Below are 17430 nucleotides of genomic sequence, written 5' to 3'. Positions count from 1 at the left end.
CCGGCCGCGCGATCCAATCGAGGTTTCGATGCCAGCCATCAGCCGACGGAGCCTGCTTGGCAGCCTTGCGCTGCTGGCGGCATCGCCCGCGCTTGCGGCGGCGGCGGCCGAGACGCTCAGCGTCGATGCCAGCGAAGGCCGCATCACGCTCAACCGCTACGCCGCCGGGCGCTCCGGCAAGCGGCCGGCCGTGTTGGTCCTGCACGGCTTGCGTGGTTTCGATCTCAGGCCGCAGGCCTATCAGCGCTATGCCAGTGCGCTGACCGCAGACGGCATCGACGCCTACTTCGTGCGTTACTACACGCCGGCCGACGAGCAGGCGCTTGCGACGATGCATACGAGCGAGAGCCGCGCGCCCTATGAAGCCGGGCGGTTCGACGCCTGGGCCGGGCGCGTCTCGTCCGTGCTGACCTCGGTGCTGGCAAGTGCGGACAGTTCCGGGCGGATCGGGCTGCTCGGCTTCTCGCTCGGCGGCTACGTTGCCGCGACCGCGGCGGCCCGCGACGCGCGGGTGTCGGCGCTGGCCGTGCTGTATGGCGGCATGCCCGACAAGATCGCGCCGGAGGTCAGGCACCTGCCGCCGCTGCTCGAGCTGCATGGCGAGGCCGACCGCAACGTGCCGCTCTCTAGCGGTGAGAAGCTCGTCAGGCTCGGCAAGTCGGTCGGCGCCGCGGCGGAGATCGTCAAATATCCGGGCAAGGCGCACGGGTTCGATTTCGCGGACGATGATCCAATGACCGCCGACGCGGTCAGCCGAGTTGCCGGATTCCTCAAGGCTCGTCTGAACGCAGCCTGAGCGCCGCGCTATGTTTGAGCATGATCTCGGCGCAAACGTTCCGCGTTTGTCGCGACGGAAAACCGCTTCGCAGTTTTCCGGATCATGCCTTATTCCGCGGACGAACCCGGCGGCACCTTCGTGCCGGCGAGCAGGCCGGCAAGCTCCACCTGGCGGCCGAGCCCGGTCTTCGCCAGCACGGCCTTGAGCTGGTTGCGCACCGTTTCGCGGGAGATGCCGAAGGCGATGGCGATTGCGTCAACGGTTCGGCCCTCGCCGATGCCGCGCGCGACGCGGGCTTCCGCCGGCGTCAGGTCGAACAGGCCTTGCAGCACTTCCGCATTCGGCACTTCGGCCGGCACCACCGGCGTCACGATCACGATCGCCAGCGCGCGGTCGAACAGGTCGCGCGCGGTGCCGTGGATCGGGACCAGATGCACGATCAACGGCGGACGATCGTCCTGCGCTGCGATCGGCACCGAGCGGACCTCCGTGCTGATCAGCCCTTGCTCGAGTGCGGCCAGCGCCTGGGCGAACAGCACGTCGGCGGTGGCCGTCGCCAGCGTCAGCCGCTCGGCGCGATCCTGCATCACGTCGGGCACCAGGCGGTCGAACAGCGTGTTGGCGGCCATTAGGCGGCCGCCACGCCGCAGCACCGCTGCGGGCAGGCCGAGCATCGCCAGCGATTCGGTTGCCGCCCTTGCGCGCTCCATTCCGAGCCGCGCCGACAGCAGAGCCGCACGCGCCAGATGCGGGCGCAGCGCATCGAGCTGCTCGATGGCTTCCCGCTCGATCGGCCCATGCTGATATTCGCGCTCGACGCTGTAGATCAGCACGTCGCCGCTCGGCACTGGGATCGCGGTGCCGGCGCCCCATCCGAGCCCGCGCGGGCGGAAGAACTCGCGGATCTGGTAGTCCTGCTGCACCTCCTCGGGCGTCGCGAACACGTCGATGTCGCGCAGGAAGCCGGCATGGTTGGCCGCGAGCAGGCGCGGCAGCCGCCCGTTGCGCTCGTGCCAGCCGCCCTCGACATAGGCCACGGTGTCGTCGTGCATGTCGGGCGATGCGACCCAGCGGACGTCGTGCGGGGCCGCCGTCAGCAGCACGATACCGCGCGCTTTCGCGATCCCGCCGACCTGGTGCAGCACGTTCGGCCACAGTTCGGGAACGACCGCGGCCTCATAGGCCAGTTCGATCAGATGCTCGTGCAGGTCGTTCGCCATCGGTCATTCCAAAAAACATTGCCCAACAGATAACCCCATCGACCTCGGAAATATTGCGTAGAGCAATTCAACCCGAGCCACGAGTCCGGACTATTCCGGGGCACTCATGATGAATGACGGACGTTCGTTGGTCCTCCCGGGCATCCGGCGTGTCGCGACATGGCGCCGGTCGGGACGAAATGTCGCGGAGAGGAATTTGGCGGAGGGGCGCGCTGACGCCATGGCCTGCCTTGCAGGGCAATCACGACCTGTCGTGGGATGTCTGAAACGTCGGCGTCCGACGATCGTCGTGACGCGATCCGGAGTCGTGGAAGGGCGAGGCTGCCTGGATGATAGGTGAGTGAATGGATCGTGTGGCGGGGCGGATGCAAGCGGCTCTCGCCCGAAGTTGTCGGGAGGGCACCTCGGTGCCCTCCCGACAAGTGCACTTAGTTGCAGCCGCAGCCGTGCGAACGACCGCCGCCGAGGATGCCGGACAGGATGTTGGTGTTCTTGAGGCTGATCGGCAGGATGGCCGAGACGTTGGTCTTGTTGCCGTTCAGGACGTTGACGCCGCCGCCGAGCACGTTGACGTTGTTGAGCGCGTTGACGTTGAGCGCGGAGACCGCGGTCGTGATCGGAGCGATCACGGAACCGATCAGGGCGCCGCCACCACCACGGGGGCCACCGGCGAAGGCCGGCGAGGCGACGAGCGAGGCGAGAGCGACGGCGACGATATACTTCTTCATGACTTCCTCCGTTGTTATCGAGCCCAAGACCATTGGCTTGGTCGCCGCCACTATCCACGTCTCGAATTCGCGTACAACTTGAAGTGGTTTTTTACTCTAATACTTAGCGTTAACCATGTTATCAGAATCCTTGATGCCCTCATTGATGCTGATGATGTCATCAAAATCGCGCGCTATGCGCATCAGGCCGAAAGGCCAAAATCAACCAGAAATTGCGGATTTAACGGCCGATTAACCATGATTTCCGACCCTGTGCGTGGAGGGTCGCGTGCATGATTCGGCGTGCGTTGTTGGCGGCAGTTGTTGTTGCTTCGCAGCTTGGCGTCTCCGCAGGTCTGGCGCAGACCGCTCCGGCGGAGACGGTGTCCGTGAACGCCGGCTCGATCGGCCTGCGCACGGGCTATGATTCCAACCCGACCGATACCCTGGGTGCGCGCGGCAGCATGTTCGCGACGCAGACGATCAACTACGATTACCTGCGCGGCTCGCTTCAGGACGGCATCGTCGGGCTCAACGTCAAGTTTGCCGACACGCAATACGACCCCGGCGTCGCAGCCCCCAGCACCACTGCGATCATCACCGCCGCCGGCGCCATCGAGCTTGCACCGAAGCTGGCGTTGCGCACCACGTTGACGACGACGGTCGACGACAATTGGGCGCGCCGCTCGCATGGCGTACAGCTGCGCAACCGTCTCGAATACGACACCACGGATTTCAGGCTGTTCGCCAATGTCGACACCGGCATCAACGCGCTCAACGAGCGAAACATCTTCACGCTGGGCGATTTCCTGCCGCAGGACGAGAACTTCGTGACGCGCACCTTCATGCCCGGCTTCGCCTACAAGTTCGGGACCGGCGAGATCGGCACTTCGGTGGTGCTGTCGCGGGTTGCCTACCTCGCGACCGATATTTTCGGGCTCGATCGCAGCCACAACATCGTGCAGCCGAACGCCTTCTTCACGGTGAAGAGCAGCGGCGTCGAGGTGGAAGGATCGGTGTCGCCGTATTTCGCCAGATACGACACCACCGATTTCGACGACGTCAAGCAGCTGCTCTACACCGCCAAGGCCAAGTATCAGACCGGTGCGTGGACATTCGGGGTCGGATCGTCGCGAACGATCTCGGATACCACGCTCTCGTTCGCCTCGCTCGACGTCGGGCAAGCGAGCGAAGCCTCGCTCAGCTACAAGTTCGACGACAAGAACGCGGTCAGCCTCTTGGCGCGCTATCGCCGCGACGACTATCTCAACACCGATCTGTGGAGCACGACGTTCCTCACCGGGCTCGATTTCGCGCATGATTTCGGTGACGGATATATCGGCACGGCCGGAGCCTCGGTCCGGCAGGTGCGGCGGCCCGACGAGGTTCAGCCCTGGGCACTGAACGTGCAGATCGGCTTCCAGAAGAAACTCGATTTCGGCGATCCGCCGAAGGCCGCCGATGCCAAGGTCACCGAGATCAAGCCCAAAACTTGATCATTGAGACCCGATGATTGGAACCTGACGCTGACCCGACGATCATCGCCGCGTGCGGCGAAATTGAATCGGCGCGACGATCAGACACATTTCCGAAGCGTCCCGAAACGTATTTGGCATCGGTGGCCGCTGCACTGGTTCAGCCAGAGTCACTCGTTTGCAACGCTGCTTGCGATCGTTCGATCATGGACATCTTTAATTTGTATCCGCGCAATTCGCGGCGACAGTGACCTCCGTCAGTCAGCCGAGCCAGCGTGGGCTCGAGAGGAACCGATGATCAGCCGCAGGGCGCTGTCCGGATTGTTGATGACGCTGGTTGGACCCGCATCGGTCGCCGGCAACACGCTGGCGCTGAGTCACTGCCAGGGGTCGTGCGCGAACGTCGATCTGCCGGCCCTTGGCTACGATACGTTCTGCCGCTCGTTCTTCGATATCGCGGCAAGCGGAAAGCTGCGCGCGGTCGCGACCGGGTCGGAAATTCGCCGCGAGATGCGGTCGCTGCTCCGGGGACGGCGGCTTTACCGGCCGTCCGGCGACGAGATCCGGATTCTCTGGCGCAGCACGGCGGACCGATTCTCGGTGGTGAAGGTCGAGTTCGATCTGGAATGCGGCGTGCCGGTGCGCGGCTGTCTCGGGATTCCCGACGGCGCGTTCCGAGGATTGATTTTGCTCGGTCACGGCATGGCAAGCACGCCGGAGCGCTGCTTCGACGATGCCGACCAGGACTACATGAACGCGATCGGCAAGCAGCTGTGCCAGGACGGCTATGTCGTCTGGTGTCCCTACATCGTCCAGATCGGAAATCAGGAAAGCCAGAACAACATCGCCGCGATGCTGGCGTCCCACGGCGTCTCCGCGCACAACGTGTCGTGCGCATCGATCGACGCCGGCGAGACCGTCTGCCGCAAGCTGACCGGGGCCTCCGGTCTGAATGTCGGCGTCTATGGAGTGTCCTCGGGCGCCTTTCTCGCGCTGCATCTCGAAGCCGCGACGGGGCGGATGCGGCCGACCGTGGTCTCCGGCTATATGCGTGACGAGAAGAAGTTTCTGATGTCGTCCACGATCAGCAAGAACCTCGGCATCGAACTGGCGGCCTATATTCATTTCGCCAACAGCCGCGCCAAATACGCCGGGACAGAGCTGGCGTACCTGCTCTGTCCGTGTCCGCTGTTCGTCGAGATCGGCAGCCGCGACGGCGCCAACGCGATCGAGCTCGGGCGTGAGGAGAAGTTCGCGGAAATGCAATCGGTCTACGCGTTGTCGGGCCACCCGCATTCGATCGACATGGCCATCTTCGACGGCGTGCACGAGGCCAGCGGCCAGCGCGCGCGGCCATGGCTGTCCGAGCATCTGGCGTCGCCCGCCTATCAAGCGACGTCGCGCTTGAAGAACGCCATCGCGTTGTGAGCGGCCCGGGCCGCTGCCCCTTTTGCCTGCATCACATTGACGGGAGCCGTCGACATCCACGGCCGCGCCAAGCCAGCGGTGCGGATGCGATTGCGCGGGCATTGCAGGGCCGCGCCGCTTCCCGGAGATAGCGCTCCTCGCTGACGCCTGGTCACCGCGCAATCACGTTACAGGATTGTCGGATTAGGCGCGTTATGATCTCCTGACCGTCCCGGTCTTGGGGAACCCGACGTCATATCCGTCTCGTAGAGTCTGTTGGTAGCCGAGGGGTTGGACAGCATGAGTGGTGCGGAACGAATGCTCGGTGGATTGGCAGGACTTCTGGTATCGGCGGGACTGGCGGTGATCGGGATCCAGGCGGCGCATGCCCAGGCGGGGCCCCCCGGGCCTCCTGCGGTCGGCGTGTTCGAGGCGGTGAAGCGGCCGATCACCGAAACCAATGAGTTTCTCGGACGCATCGAAGCGCCCAACCGCGTCAACGTGGTGGCGCGCGTCACCGCGTTCCTGGAGAAGCGGAACTTCGTCGAGGGCGCCGAGGTCAAGGCCGGCGACCTGTTGTATCAACTCGAGCGCGGCCCGTTCGAGGCCGACCTGGCATCGAAGAAGGCGCAGGTCGCCCAGCTGCAGGCCACGCTGGTCAACGCCAAGCTGACCACCGATCGCGCCAAGGCCCTGATGGGCGGGCCGGCCGGGCAGCAATCGAACGTCGATGCGGCGGTCGCCAACCAGCAGAGCCTTGAGGCGCAGGTGCAGGCGGCGCAGGCGCAGGTCGACCTGTCCCAGATCAATCTCGACTACACCGAGATCCACTCGCCGATCGACGGCCGGATCGGACGCACCTCGGTTACCGAAGGCAATGTCGTGACGCCGAGCTCGGGAACCCTGACGACCATCGTCAGCCAGGACCCGATGTATGTCACATTCCCCGTGTCGGTGCGCGAGGCGCTCGATCTGCGCGACCGCTATGCGACGCGCGGCGGCTTCAAGGCGGTCGTGATCCGGCTGCGCCTGCCGGACGGCCGGCTCTACGAGAAGACCGGTGAATTGAATTTCGTCAACAACACGATCGCGCAGAATACCGACACCATCTCCTTGCGCGGCACCATCCCGAACCCGTCGACCTACACCTCGGTTGCAGCCGGCGGCGCGGTCCGCGAGCTCACCGACAATGAGTTCGTGACCGTGCTGCTGGAAGGCGTGCAGCCGGTCGAGGTGCTGGCGATCCCGCGTTCGGCGGTGCTGTCGGACCAGCAGGGTGAATATGTCTACGTCGTCGGCGCGGACAACAAGGCCGAGCAAAAACGGATCCAGCTTGGGCAATCGACCTCGACGATTGCGGCGGTGACGAGCGGCATCGCGCTCGGCGACAAGGTGATCGTCGAGGGATTGCAGAAGGTCAGGCCGGGCGAGGTGGTCGCGCCCGGACCGGCCAGCGCGCTGATCCAGTCGAGCATGAAGGTGTCGGCCGACAGCGGCGCCGGCAGCACGCCGAAGTCGACGGGCAATAACCCATGATCTCCGCCATCTTCGTCGATCGTCCGCGGCTTGCGATCGTCATCGCGTTCGTGATCACGATCGCCGGTGCGCTGGCGCTGATGCAAATCCCGGTCGCCCAGTTCCCGGACATCGTGCCGCCGCAGGTTACGGTCTCGGCCGTGTTCCCCGGCGCGTCTGCCGAAGTGGTCGAATCCAGCGTCGCCCAGCCGCTGGAGGCGCAGGTCGTCGGCGTCGACAAGATGCTCTACATGAAGTCGACCAGCGGCAATGACGGCAGCTATACGCTGACGGTCTCGTTCGCGCTCGGCACCGATCCCGATATCAACACCGTCAACGTCAACAACCGGGTGCAGAGCGCGCTCGCGCAATTGCCGACCGAGGTGCAGGCGCAGGGCCTGACCGTGCAGAAGAAATCCTCGGCCGTGCTGCAGTTCATCGTGCTGTACAGCAAGAGCGCCGAACAGGATCCGCTGTTCATCACCAACTACGCCATCATCAATGTGCTGGACGCGATCTCGCGCACGCCCGGCGTCGGGCAGGCGTCGCTGTTCGCCAAGCTGAACTATTCGATGCGGATCTGGTTCGACACCCAGCGCCTGACTAGCCTCAACCTGGCGCCGTCGGACGTGATCGCTGCGATCCGGGCCCAGAGCGTGCAGGCACCGGTCGGCCGCATCGGCGCGCGTCCGATCAGCAATGACCAGCAGTTCCAGTTCAACGTCCAGACCCAGGGCCGCCTGACCACATCCAAGCAGTTCGGCGACATTGTGCTGCGGGCCAATCCCGACGGCTCGGTGCTGCGGATCAGGGACGTCGCAACCGTCGAGATCGGCGCGCAGAACTCGGACTCGGAATCGCGGATCGACGGCAATCCCGGCGTGCCGATGGGCATCTATCTGGCGCCCGGCGCCAATGCCGTGACCACGGCGAAGGCCGTGCAGGCGACGCTTGCCCGGCTGTCGGAGCGGTTCCCGCCGGGGCTGACCTATCTCGTGCAGTACGACTCCACGACCTTCGTGTCCGATACGATCAAGGAGGTGATGAAGACCCTCGGCGAGGCTTTCGTGCTCGTCGTGATCGTGGTGTTCCTGTTCCTCGGCAATCTGCGCGCCACGGTGATCCCTGCCGTTGCGGTGCCGGTCAGTCTGATCGGCGCTTTCGCGGTGCTGCTCGCGATGGGCTATTCCGCCAACACGGTCTCGCTGCTGGCGATGGTGCTGGCGATCGGTATCGTGGTCGACGACGCCATCGTCGTCGTCGAGAACGTCGAACGCGTCATGGAGGAGGAGCCGGAGCTGTCGCCGGCCGATGCCACCAAGAAGGCGATGGCGCAGATCACCGCGCCGATCATCGCGATCTCGCTGGTGCTGCTGTCGGTGTTCGTGCCGATCGCGTTCATTCCCGGCATTTCCGGCACGCTGTTCCGCCAGTTCGCCGTGACGATCAGCGCGGCGATGGTGATCTCGGCGCTCAATGCGCTGACCTTGTCGCCGGCTTTGTGCGCGGTGTTCCTGCGCCATGGCGGCCCGCGCCGCGGCATCATGGGACGGGTGCTCGGCGGCATCGACTGGGTGCGCGACCGCTATGCCGGCGTGGTGCAGCGGCTGCTCCGCCTGGCGGTGCTGTCGCTGGTCGCGGTGCTGGTGTTCGCCGGCGCGGTGTTCGGCGTATCGAAGATCACGCCGACCGGCTTCCTGCCCGAAGAAGACCAGGGCGCCTTCTTCATCGCGGTGCAATTGCCCGACGGCGCCTCGGTGGCGCGCACCAGCGAGGTCACCAAGCAGGTCGAGGCGCTGTTGAAGAAGAACCCGGCGGTCGATCACGTGCTGTCGATCATCGGCTTCTCGCTGCTCGACGGCGCCAGCGAGCCGAACTCCGCCTTCATGGTGGCGCGCATGAAAGCGTTCGCCGACCGCAAGGCCGTCACCGACTCGGTGCAGGCCGCGATCGGGCAGACCTTCGTCGGCGGATCGCAGATCCGTCAGGCCTCGGTGCTGCCGTTCAACCTGCCGCCGATCATCGGACTCTCGACCTCGGGCGGTTTCGAATATCAGCTCGAGGCGCTCGAAGGCCAGGATCCGGCCTCGCTCAGCAGCGTGATGGGCGGGCTGATCGGTGCTGCGAACCGCAATCCAAATCTGGCCCGCGTGTTCTCGACCTTCACCGCGACCAACCCGTCGGTCTATCTCGACATCGACCGCGCCAAGGCGCAGGCGCTCGGCCTCAACATGGCCGACGTCTTCACCGCGCTGCAGGCTACGCTCGGCGGCATCTACGTCAACAATTTCAACCTGTTCGGCCGCACCTGGCAGGTCAACGTGCAGGGCGATGCCGCCGACCGCCGCGACATCCCCGACATCTGGCAGATCTATGTGCGCAACACCGGCGGCGAGATGGTGCCGATCCGCTCGATCGCGTCCTTGCGCATCGTGACCGGCCCGCAGGTGATCACGCGCTACAACAATTATCGCTCGGTCACGGTGAACGGCAGCCCGGCGGCGGGCGTGTCGTCGGGCACCGCGATCGCGACGATGGCCGACCTCTCCAAATCGACGCTGCCTTCGGGCTATTCCTACGAATGGACCGGCACCGCCTATCAGGAGCAGGCGGCGTCGGGACAGACCGGCATCATCCTCGCGCTCGCGGTGCTGTTTGCCTATCTGTTCCTGGTGGCGCTGTATGAAAGCTGGACGATCCCGATTCCGGTGCTGCTGTCGGTCACGGTCGGCGTGTTCGGCTCGTATCTTGCGATCAAGCTCGCGGGGCTGAACCTCGACCTCTACGGCCAGATCGGCCTCGTGGTGCTGATCGCGCTCGCCGCCAAGAACGGCATCCTGATCGTCGAGTTCGCCAAGGAGCAGCGCGAGGCCGGCAAGCCACTTGCGGAGGCCGCGACGATGGGCGCGCAAATGCGCTTCCGCGCCGTCATGATGACCTCGATCGCCTTCATCCTCGGCCTGGTGCCGCTGGTGGTCGCGACCGGTGCCGCGGAAATCAGCCGCCGTGCGGTCGGCACCGCGGTGTTCGGCGGCATGCTCGCCGCCAGCTCGATCGGCATCTTCCTGGTGCCGATGCTGTTCGTCACCTTCCAGGGCTGGCGCGAGAGCGTGAAGAACCGCTTCGGTCGGCGAGGCAAGGCGGAACAGCCGGCGCCGCATTAGACCCGGCCTAATCCCATCGCGCATTAGCGGGGCCCGTGAGGCGGCGCTATACTGCTCGCCCCATCGATGGAGTTCCGGATTGAGCGTTGCGTTCACCAAGGAAGAAAGTGCCGAGACCGCGTCGGAGACGCTGTTGCCGGACCGCCCCATATCGCCGCATCCCAATCTGGTGACGGAAGCAGGACGGAAGGCGCTGGAGCTTCAGCTCCAGCAGGCGCGCGAGGCCTACGAGGCCGCGCAGCAGCTGGACGACGTCAACGAGCGGCGCCGGCAGTCGGCGGTCCCGCTGCGCGACGCGCGCTATCTCACGGAACGGCTCCGCACCGCGCAGGTCGTCGCCGATCCTGTCTCGACCGAAACCGTTGCCTTCGGCAGCACCGTGACCTTCAGCCGCGCCGACGGGCGCGTGCAGACCTATCGCATCGTCGGCGAGGACGAAGCCGATCCGAAGGCCGGCTCGATCTCCTTCGTCTCGCCGGTGGCGCGGTCGCTGATGGGCAAAGCCCTGGGCGACGTCGTGGGCGCGGGTGATCAGGAGCTTGAGATCGTCGCGATCGCGTAAAGCGGGATGACTTTTGATTGAATCGTCTTGGCGCTCTCGGGTGAGGGCTCTTGCTCTTTCGATCGACCGCAACCGCTCACCCGATTTGCTGCGCAAATCGACCTCTCCCAAGGGAGAGGTGAACTCTTCGATGCCGTTGCATCTCAGCCTGATCTCATCATGCTTTAGCGGACAGCGACTGCCGATCACGCCGCCGGCAGTGCAAGCCGTTCGATGGTCTGAATATGCCGGGCGAGCAGGCTGCAGGCCTGCTCGACGTTGCGCGCGCGGAGCGCCTGCAGGATCACGCGATGATCCTGGCTCGGCCGCGGCCGCCAGCCGGCGTTGCGCGCCATCGCAAACACCAGTCGCGAATTCGCCAGCTGCAGGCCGTCGAGGCTGGCGAGCAGCCGCGGCATCGCGCACGGCGCCACCAGCGCGTGGTGGAAGGCGCGATTGGCCATCTCGAAATCCTGCACCGTTTCGGCGTTGTCGCCTTCGATCATGGCGACCTCGATCCGCGCCAGATGGGCCGAGGTGAATTTCGGCGCAGCGTTGCGCAGCGCCACCACCTCGAGCGCAGCCCGCATCTCGGCGATCTCCTTCACCGACTTGGTGTCGAGCGGTGCGACCCGCACGCCGCGGCGCGGCACCGCAACGACGAGGTGCTGCGCCTCCAATTGCCTGAACGCCTCGCGCACCGGGACATGACTGGAATGGAATTCCCGCGCGATGTGATCCTGCCGCAGCGGGGCATCCGGCGGCAACGCGCCGCTGATGATGTCCTCAGCGAGCACCTCGGCAATGCGCCCGGCGGTCGTCGTGTTTTCAGCCTCTTCCGTCATAGATTATCTATCAAAAAAACGAGTGCACTGCCGCACAGCCTCAGCTAGCATCATTATAAGACCCAAGATCATAGATAATATATCTGATTATCTATGATCGATTGCAAACAAGAAGGCAAGCCCGATGGTTGATGTCGTTGAGATCGAACGGACCGACAGCCGCAACAGCGCTCCGCCCCGCAAGGTTTGGGAGCGGGCGGAGGCCGAGGCACTCTATAACCTGCCGTTCGCGGACCTGATGTTCCAGGCGCAGGGCATCCACCGCGCCAACTTCAATCCGAACCACGTCGAAACTGCGAGCCTGCTCAGCATCAAGACCGGCGGCTGCCCGGAAGACTGCGGCTACTGCTCCCAGAGCGCGCATTACGACACCGGCCTGAAGGCCACCCGCCTGATGCCGCGGGACGAAGTGGTCGCCGTCGCGCAGCGCGCCAAGGATGCCGGCGCAACCCGCTTCTGCATGGCGGCGGCATGGCGCAGTCCGAAGGACCGCGACCTCGACCAGGTCTGCGACATGGTCAGCGCGGTGAAGGGCCTGGGGATGGAGACCTGCGTCACGCTCGGCATGCTGACGCCCAAGCAGGCCGAGCGTCTCTCCGACGCCGGGCTCGACTTCTACAACCATAATGTCGACACCTCGCCCGAGTTCTACGACAAGATCATCACCACCCGCACGTTGCAGGATCGCATCGATACGCTGGCGCATGTCCGCGACGCCGGCATCAAGGTGTGCTGCGGCGGCATCATCGGCATGGGCGAGCAGGTCGAGGACCGGCTCGGCATGCTGGTGCTGCTCGCCAATCTGCCCAGCGCTCCGGAAAGCGTGCCGATCAACCTGTGGAACGAGGTCAAGGGCGTGCCGGTCAACGACACCGCGGAACGTCCCGATCCGATCGCGCTGGCGCGGCTGGTCGCAACGGCGCGGATCCTGATGCCGACCAGCGTGGTGCGGTTGTCGGCCGGACGCCAATACATGACCGATGAATTGCAGGCGCTGTGCTTCCTCGCCGGCGCGAACTCGATCTTCATCGGCGACGTGCTGTTGACCACCAAGAACCCGCAGCGCGACCGCGACGCCGATCTGCTGGATCGGCTCGGCATCACCTCCCGTCTCGCCTGAGCTAAACCTTCGGCATGCGCGCGGCCCCCGCCGCGCGACCAACGACAAATCTGTGAGTGAAGCATGAGCGCAATCCATGCGGCCGCGGCCGCTGATTACGCCGCGGCCTTGCACGCCCTGAGCAAGGACGATCGGCTGCGCGGCCTCACGCCGCGCGCGGGCATCGATTTCGTCTCGAACGACTATCTGGCGTTCGCCAACACGCCGCGGATCAAGCGAGCCGTTGCGGCGGCGCTCGAAGCCGGCACGCCGATCGGTGCCGGCGGGTCGCGGCTGCTGCGCGGCAATTGCGCGGAGCACGAGCGGCTGGAGTCTGAGGCCGCCGAGTTCTTCCACGCCGAGACCGCGCTGTTGTTCGGCGGCGGCTATGTCGCCAATTTCGCGGTGCTGACCACGCTGCCGCAGCGCGGCGACCTGCTGGTGCTGGATGCGCTGGTGCACGCCAGCATCCATGAAGGCGCGCGAGCCGGCCGGGCCGAGTTCCGGTTCAGCGCGCATAATGATCCGCAGGCGATCGAGGATGCCATTCGCGGCTGGCGCGCCGAGGGCGGCAAGGGCCGGGTCTGGATCGTGGTCGAAAGCGTCTACAGCATGGACGGCGACGTCGCGCCGCTCGACGACCTCGTCGCGATCGCCGACCGGCACGACGCGTTCCTGATGGTCGACGAGGCGCATGGCACCGGCGTCTATGGCGAGCACGGGCGCGGGCTGACGGCCTCCTATGAAGGCCGCGAAAACCTCGTGATCGTGCACACTTGCGGCAAGGCGCTGGGTGCTGCGGGTGCGCTGGTCACGGCCTCCACGGTGCTGCGCGACTTCATGGTCAATCGCTGCCGCCCGTTCATCTTCGCCACGGCGCCGTCGCCGCTTGTGGCCGTTGCGGTGCGTGAGGCCCTGCTGATGCTGCGAGAGGAACCCGAGCATCAGCAGCGCCTCGCCAAACTGGTCGCGTTCACGCATCACGAACTCGATCGACGCGGCTGGCGCAGTCCGTCGCGATCGCAGATCGTGCCCTATGTCGTCGGCGACAATGCGCGCGCGATGCAGCTTGCATCCAGCTTGCAGGAGCGCGGCTTCGACGTCAGGGGCATCCGGCCCCCGACCGTGCCGGCCGGCACCGCGCGGCTGCGCATCGCGCTGACCCTCAATGTCAGCGAGGACGACGTGCGGGCGCTGCTCGATGCGCTGGTCGAGGAGACCAAGGGCTGGTCGCGATGAGCGGCCGGATCGTGGTGACCGGCACCGATACCGGGATCGGCAAGACGGTGTTCTCCGCAGGCCTCGTCGGCTTCCTCGGCGCGAGCTACTGGAAGCCGGTTCAGTCGGGCCTCGATGAGGAGACCGATGCACAACGGGTGGCGCGGCTTGCGGGACTCCCGGCCGATCGCATCGTGCCGGAACGCTACCGCCTGCGAACGCCGGCCTCGCCGCATCAGTCCGCCGCGATCGACGGCGTACGCATCGATCCTGAGGCGCTCGACGTGCCCGCAACCTCTGACCGGCCGCTGGTGATCGAAGGCGCCGGCGGGCTCATGGTGCCGCTCAACGACGACACGCTCTATATCGACATCTTCGAGCGATGGCGGCTTCCGGTCGTGCTCTGCGCCCGCACCGCGCTCGGCACCATCAATCACTCGCTGCTGTCGGTGGAGGCGCTGCGCAATCGCAAGATCGACATCCTCGGCATCGCGTTCATCGGCGAGAGCAATCCCGAGAGCGAGCGCGCCATCTGCCAGATCGGGCAGGTGCGCCGGCTGGGCCGGTTGCCATGGCTGTCCTCACTCGCAGCAGACACGTTGCAGGCGGCGTTCAAGGCGTCGTTCCGGCGCGGAGATTTCGAGGCATGACGTCGCCCAGGAGGTCTCCGATCTGGCATCCGTTCACCCAGCACGCGCTGCACGGCGAGATGACCAGGATCGTGCGCGGCGAGGGCGCCTATCTCTACACCGCGGACGACCGCCGCATCATCGACGCCATCGCATCCTGGTGGGTCGTGACCCATGGCCATTGCCATCCGCATATCGTGCGCGCGATCCAGCAGCAGGCGGAGCAGCTCAACCAGATCATCTTCGCCGGCCACACCCATGATCCGGCCGAAGTCGTTGCCGCGCAGCTATTGAAGCTGGCACCTCGCGGCCTCGACTACGTGTTCTTCTCCGATAGCGGATCGACCAGCGTCGAAGTGGCGCTGAAGATGGCGCTCGGCTACTGGCACAATATCGGCGTGCCGCGCACGCGGATCATCGTGATGCAGCACTCCTACCATGGCGACACCGTCGGCACGATGTCGGTCGGCGCGCGCGGGGTGTTCAACAGGGCCTACGCGCCGCTATTGTTCGACGTCGCGACGATCCCGTTTCCCGCCACAGGCCACGAGCAGGCGACGCTCGATGCGCTCGAGGCGGCGTGCAAGGAGCCGGCCGCGGCGGCGTTCATCGTCGAGCCGCTGATCCTGGGCGCGGGCGGGATGCTGATGTATCCGACTTGGGTGCTGAAGGAGATGAAGCGCGTCTGCGAAGCCCATGGCGTGCTGTTCATCGCCGACGAGGTGATGACCGGCTGGGGCCGCACCGGCACCTTGTTCGCGTGCGAGCAGGCCGAAATCGCGCCCGATATCGCGTGCTATTCAAAGGGCCTCACCGGCGGGTCGCTGCCGCTCGCGGTGACGCTGTGCCGCGCCGAGATCTACGACGCGCATTATTCCAGCGACCGTTCGCGCACCTTCTTCCATTCCAGTTCCTACACGGCGAACCCGGTCGCCTGCGCCGCAGCAAGGGCCAACCTCGAGCTCTGGCACCATGGTGCCGGCGAGCGCACAGCCTCCGTCGCCGCGATGCAGGAGCGCCTGATCGCGCCGTTCCGCAGCGATGCGCGTTTCGAAAACGTCCGTCGCACCGGAACCATCACCGCGCTCGATCTGAAGGCCGGCGACGCCGGCTATCTCGCCGGCATCGGACCGAAACTGCAGGACTTCTTCGTACGTCGCGACCTGCTGCTGCGACCGCTCGGCAACACCATCTACGTCATGCCGCCCTATTGCGTCACTGAGGCCGACCTCGGTGAGATTTATTCCGCGATCGCGGATGCAGCCGACGAACTGGCCTGACGGTACACCCTGCGCGCCGCAAATTCCGTGACTGACGATTTGCATCGCGTGCCGTTTTGCACGCGATGGCACTCATGTGAAATCGGCGTACTCTTGCGGGCACGCCGATCAGCCGGGTCAGGCGTGTCTGTGTGGCGCTGGTCTCGCCGCGGGATGTTGCGGCCGTGGCGCGGGATGGGGGCGCGGTGCCGGTCGTGACACATGCGGCGCGGGCCGGGGCGGCGGCGCACGGTGCACGGCCGCCTGCGCGACGTGGGGCGCCGGCGGATGCGCGGCCGGACGTGGCGCAGGTCGAGCAGGGGCATGCTGTGCGGCTTGCGGCCTCGGCGCATGCACGGCTCGCGCTGCGGCGACATGCGGCGCCGGCGCGGGACGTTCGCCTGCGGCCGGCGCGGCGTGAGCTGTCGGCAGGGCGTGTTGTGCCGGTTGAGCGTGCGCCGCCGGCAAAGCGTTCCCCGCGGGCAAGGCGTGTCCTGTTGGCGCTGCGTGCTGTGGCGGCAGTGCGTTTCCGCTCGGCAGCGCGTGCCCCGTCGTTTGAGCGTGCTCAGTCGGCGCGGCGTGCGTCGCCGGCAACGCGTTGCCGCTCGGCAGGGTATGCCCGGGCGGCACGGCATTCCCCGTCGGCACCGCGTGCTCGGCCGTCGATTGCGCATGCCGGGGCGGCGGCGCCGCGATCGGCTTGCCCGGTCGCGCGGCGATCACGCCGGCGCCGCTGAACTGCGCGGCGTGTGCGGTCGCGGCGACCGCCGGATGACCATGGTTGTTGGCGAGCGTCAGCGCCGGATTCTTCATCGCCGCTTCCGCGTGCCGGGTCTGCTCGGCGGTCGGCGCCACGTGGTGCTCGTTCGCGGCCGCCACCTGCTGCGGCGTCGGCCGCGCCGTGGTACCGCCGGCGCCGCCATTGTAGCTGACGTTGGTCGTGTTGTTGATGACAGTCTTGTTGTAGACGTTGGTGACCGAGACGTTCGAGACGTTGTTGACGGACCTGTTGTAGAAGAAGCTGCCGCCGCGCCAGTAGCCGCCCTCATAGCCGACGCCGGTGTAGCCGAAGCCGTAGGAGATGCCGCCGTAGAAGCCGACGGTCGCGCCCCAATACCCGGCGTGGAAAGCGTAGATGCCATCGTTCCAGCCCCAGTAGCCGGGCGTCCACAGCAGGTCGGGCGCGGGCGGAAGCACCCATGTGCCGGGCACCCAGTAATAGCCGGTATCGTCGTCCCAGGCCCAATAGCCCGGAGTCCAGATGTAGCCGGCCGCGGGCATCGGCGGCTGCACATAGACCGGCAGCGGCGGCGGCGCCGCATCCACGGTGATGCCGATGCCGATGGCGAGCTGCGCGTGCGCAGCGTTGGGCGGTGAGAGGCAGCAGAGGCTGAGAGCAAGAGCGAAAGGCAGTCCGGCGATGCGACGCATGGCACATACTCCAATCTTATTCCCCCAGCGTTGGAGTCGAATAGTGGCGGCGACATGAACCCGTTGTGAATGTTTGTGCTGACACCGTGGTTTCGAGATCGCGCGACGATGGAATCGTTAACGGCAGCAGACGACAGTCAGC

14 protein-coding genes are annotated in these 17430 nt (G+C 65.9%); 10 read left to right on the top strand and 4 right to left on the bottom strand.

The annotated features are described in order from the left end of the window. Window positions 1–28: 28 nt before the first annotated feature. Window positions 29–796: a dienelactone hydrolase family protein gene (locus tag ACVINW_RS09795; RefSeq protein ID WP_456751101.1), complete on the top strand. Its 768-nt coding sequence runs from the start codon at window positions 29–31 to the stop codon at window positions 794–796. An 89-nt stretch (window positions 797–885) separates the two neighbouring features. Here the strand turns inward: ACVINW_RS09795 and ACVINW_RS09790 are convergent, their stop codons facing one another. Both ACVINW_RS09790 and ACVINW_RS09785 read right to left on the bottom strand, forming a co-directional pair. Continuing rightward, on the bottom strand, window positions 886–1998 hold the full coding sequence (locus ACVINW_RS09790) for a helix-turn-helix transcriptional regulator (protein ID WP_456751100.1): 1113 nt from the start codon (window positions 1996–1998) through the stop codon (window positions 886–888). Between the two features lie 428 nt (window positions 1999–2426). Next, window positions 2427–2726, bottom strand: a complete 300-nt coding sequence (locus tag ACVINW_RS09785) for a hypothetical protein (protein WP_456751099.1) — start codon at window positions 2724–2726, stop codon at window positions 2427–2429. 290 nt (window positions 2727–3016) lie between these two features. Between ACVINW_RS09785 and ACVINW_RS09780 the strand changes: the two genes are divergently transcribed. The 5 genes from ACVINW_RS09780 (at window position 3017) to greA (ending at window position 10828) form a co-directional block, all read left to right on the top strand. Beyond that, entirely contained in the window at window positions 3017–4201 is a 1185-nt protein-coding gene (locus ACVINW_RS09780) for a hypothetical protein (RefSeq protein ID WP_456751098.1), read from the top strand. A 273-nt stretch (window positions 4202–4474) separates the two neighbouring features. After that, window positions 4475–5608, top strand: coding sequence for a hypothetical protein (locus tag ACVINW_RS09775; protein ID WP_456751097.1), 1134 nt, complete (start codon window positions 4475–4477; stop codon window positions 5606–5608). 297 nt (window positions 5609–5905) lie between these two features. Then, window positions 5906–7123, top strand: a complete 1218-nt coding sequence (locus ACVINW_RS09770) for an efflux RND transporter periplasmic adaptor subunit (RefSeq protein ID WP_456751096.1) — start codon at window positions 5906–5908, stop codon at window positions 7121–7123. Beyond that, entirely contained in the window at window positions 7120–10266 is a 3147-nt protein-coding gene (locus tag ACVINW_RS09765) for an efflux RND transporter permease subunit (RefSeq protein WP_456751095.1), read from the top strand. Before ACVINW_RS09770 ends, ACVINW_RS09765 begins: the two co-directional genes overlap by 4 nt. 79 nt (window positions 10267–10345) lie before the next feature. After that, the gene (gene greA, locus ACVINW_RS09760; protein WP_456751094.1) at window positions 10346–10828 is read left to right on the top strand and encodes a transcription elongation factor GreA; all 483 of its coding nucleotides are present in this window, start codon (window positions 10346–10348) and stop codon (window positions 10826–10828) included. A 185-nt stretch (window positions 10829–11013) separates the two neighbouring features. On the opposite strand, the gene ACVINW_RS09755 is transcribed toward greA, so the two are convergent. Beyond that, on the bottom strand, window positions 11014–11652 hold the full coding sequence (locus tag ACVINW_RS09755; protein ID WP_456751093.1) for a GntR family transcriptional regulator: 639 nt from the start codon (window positions 11650–11652) through the stop codon (window positions 11014–11016). A gap of 124 nt (window positions 11653–11776) precedes the next feature. On the opposite strand from ACVINW_RS09755, the gene bioB reads away from it, so the two are divergent. From bioB to ACVINW_RS09735, 4 genes are all read left to right on the top strand, one after another. After that, window positions 11777–12772, top strand: coding sequence for a biotin synthase BioB (bioB, locus tag ACVINW_RS09750; RefSeq protein ID WP_456751092.1), 996 nt, complete (start codon window positions 11777–11779; stop codon window positions 12770–12772). Window positions 12773–12835: 63 nt separating this feature from the next. Beyond that, entirely contained in the window at window positions 12836–13990 is a 1155-nt protein-coding gene (locus ACVINW_RS09745) for an 8-amino-7-oxononanoate synthase (protein WP_456751091.1), read from the top strand. Beyond that, on the top strand, window positions 13987–14619 hold the full coding sequence (gene bioD, locus ACVINW_RS09740; protein ID WP_456751090.1) for a dethiobiotin synthase: 633 nt from the start codon (window positions 13987–13989) through the stop codon (window positions 14617–14619). Before ACVINW_RS09745 ends, bioD begins: the two co-directional genes overlap by 4 nt. Further along, window positions 14616–15878, top strand: a complete 1263-nt coding sequence (locus ACVINW_RS09735; RefSeq protein WP_456751089.1) for an adenosylmethionine--8-amino-7-oxononanoate transaminase — start codon at window positions 14616–14618, stop codon at window positions 15876–15878. Before bioD ends, ACVINW_RS09735 begins: the two co-directional genes overlap by 4 nt. Before the next feature lie 117 nt (window positions 15879–15995). Here ACVINW_RS09735 and ACVINW_RS09730 read toward each other — a convergent pair whose 3' ends face one another. Continuing rightward, window positions 15996–17288: a hypothetical protein gene (locus ACVINW_RS09730; protein ID WP_456751088.1), complete on the bottom strand. Its 1293-nt coding sequence runs from the start codon at window positions 17286–17288 to the stop codon at window positions 15996–15998. Between the last annotated feature and the right edge of the window lie 142 nt (window positions 17289–17430).

It is taken from the genome of Bradyrhizobium sp. USDA 4461 (genome assembly GCF_054055655.1).
Note: the sequence above shows the minus strand (reverse complement) of the source record. Positions and strands in the feature narration are given on the sequence as shown.

Bases quoted from the DNA above. Each gene is read 5' to 3' on its own strand.
- bioD (WP_456751090.1), top strand. From the start codon at position 13,987: ATGAGCGGCCGGATCGTGGTGACCGGCACCGATACCGGGATCGGCAAG.
- ACVINW_RS09790 (WP_456751100.1), bottom strand. From the start codon at position 1,998: ATGGCGAACGACCTGCACGAGCATCTGATCGAACTGGCCTATGAGGCC.
- bioB (WP_456751092.1), top strand. From the start codon at position 11,777: ATGGTTGATGTCGTTGAGATCGAACGGACCGACAGCCGCAACAGCGCT.
- ACVINW_RS09775 (WP_456751097.1), top strand. From the start codon at position 4,475: ATGATCAGCCGCAGGGCGCTGTCCGGATTGTTGATGACGCTGGTTGGA.
- ACVINW_RS09795 (WP_456751101.1), top strand. From the start codon at position 29: ATGCCAGCCATCAGCCGACGGAGCCTGCTTGGCAGCCTTGCGCTGCTG.
- ACVINW_RS09785 (WP_456751099.1), bottom strand. From the start codon at position 2,726: ATGAAGAAGTATATCGTCGCCGTCGCTCTCGCCTCGCTCGTCGCCTCG.
- ACVINW_RS09745 (WP_456751091.1), top strand. From the start codon at position 12,836: ATGAGCGCAATCCATGCGGCCGCGGCCGCTGATTACGCCGCGGCCTTG.
- ACVINW_RS09765 (WP_456751095.1), top strand. From the start codon at position 7,120: ATGATCTCCGCCATCTTCGTCGATCGTCCGCGGCTTGCGATCGTCATC.
- ACVINW_RS09730 (WP_456751088.1), bottom strand. From the start codon at position 17,288: ATGCGTCGCATCGCCGGACTGCCTTTCGCTCTTGCTCTCAGCCTCTGC.
- ACVINW_RS09755 (WP_456751093.1), bottom strand. From the start codon at position 11,652: ATGACGGAAGAGGCTGAAAACACGACGACCGCCGGGCGCATTGCCGAG.
- ACVINW_RS09770 (WP_456751096.1), top strand. From the start codon at position 5,906: ATGCTCGGTGGATTGGCAGGACTTCTGGTATCGGCGGGACTGGCGGTG.
- ACVINW_RS09735 (WP_456751089.1), top strand. From the start codon at position 14,616: ATGACGTCGCCCAGGAGGTCTCCGATCTGGCATCCGTTCACCCAGCAC.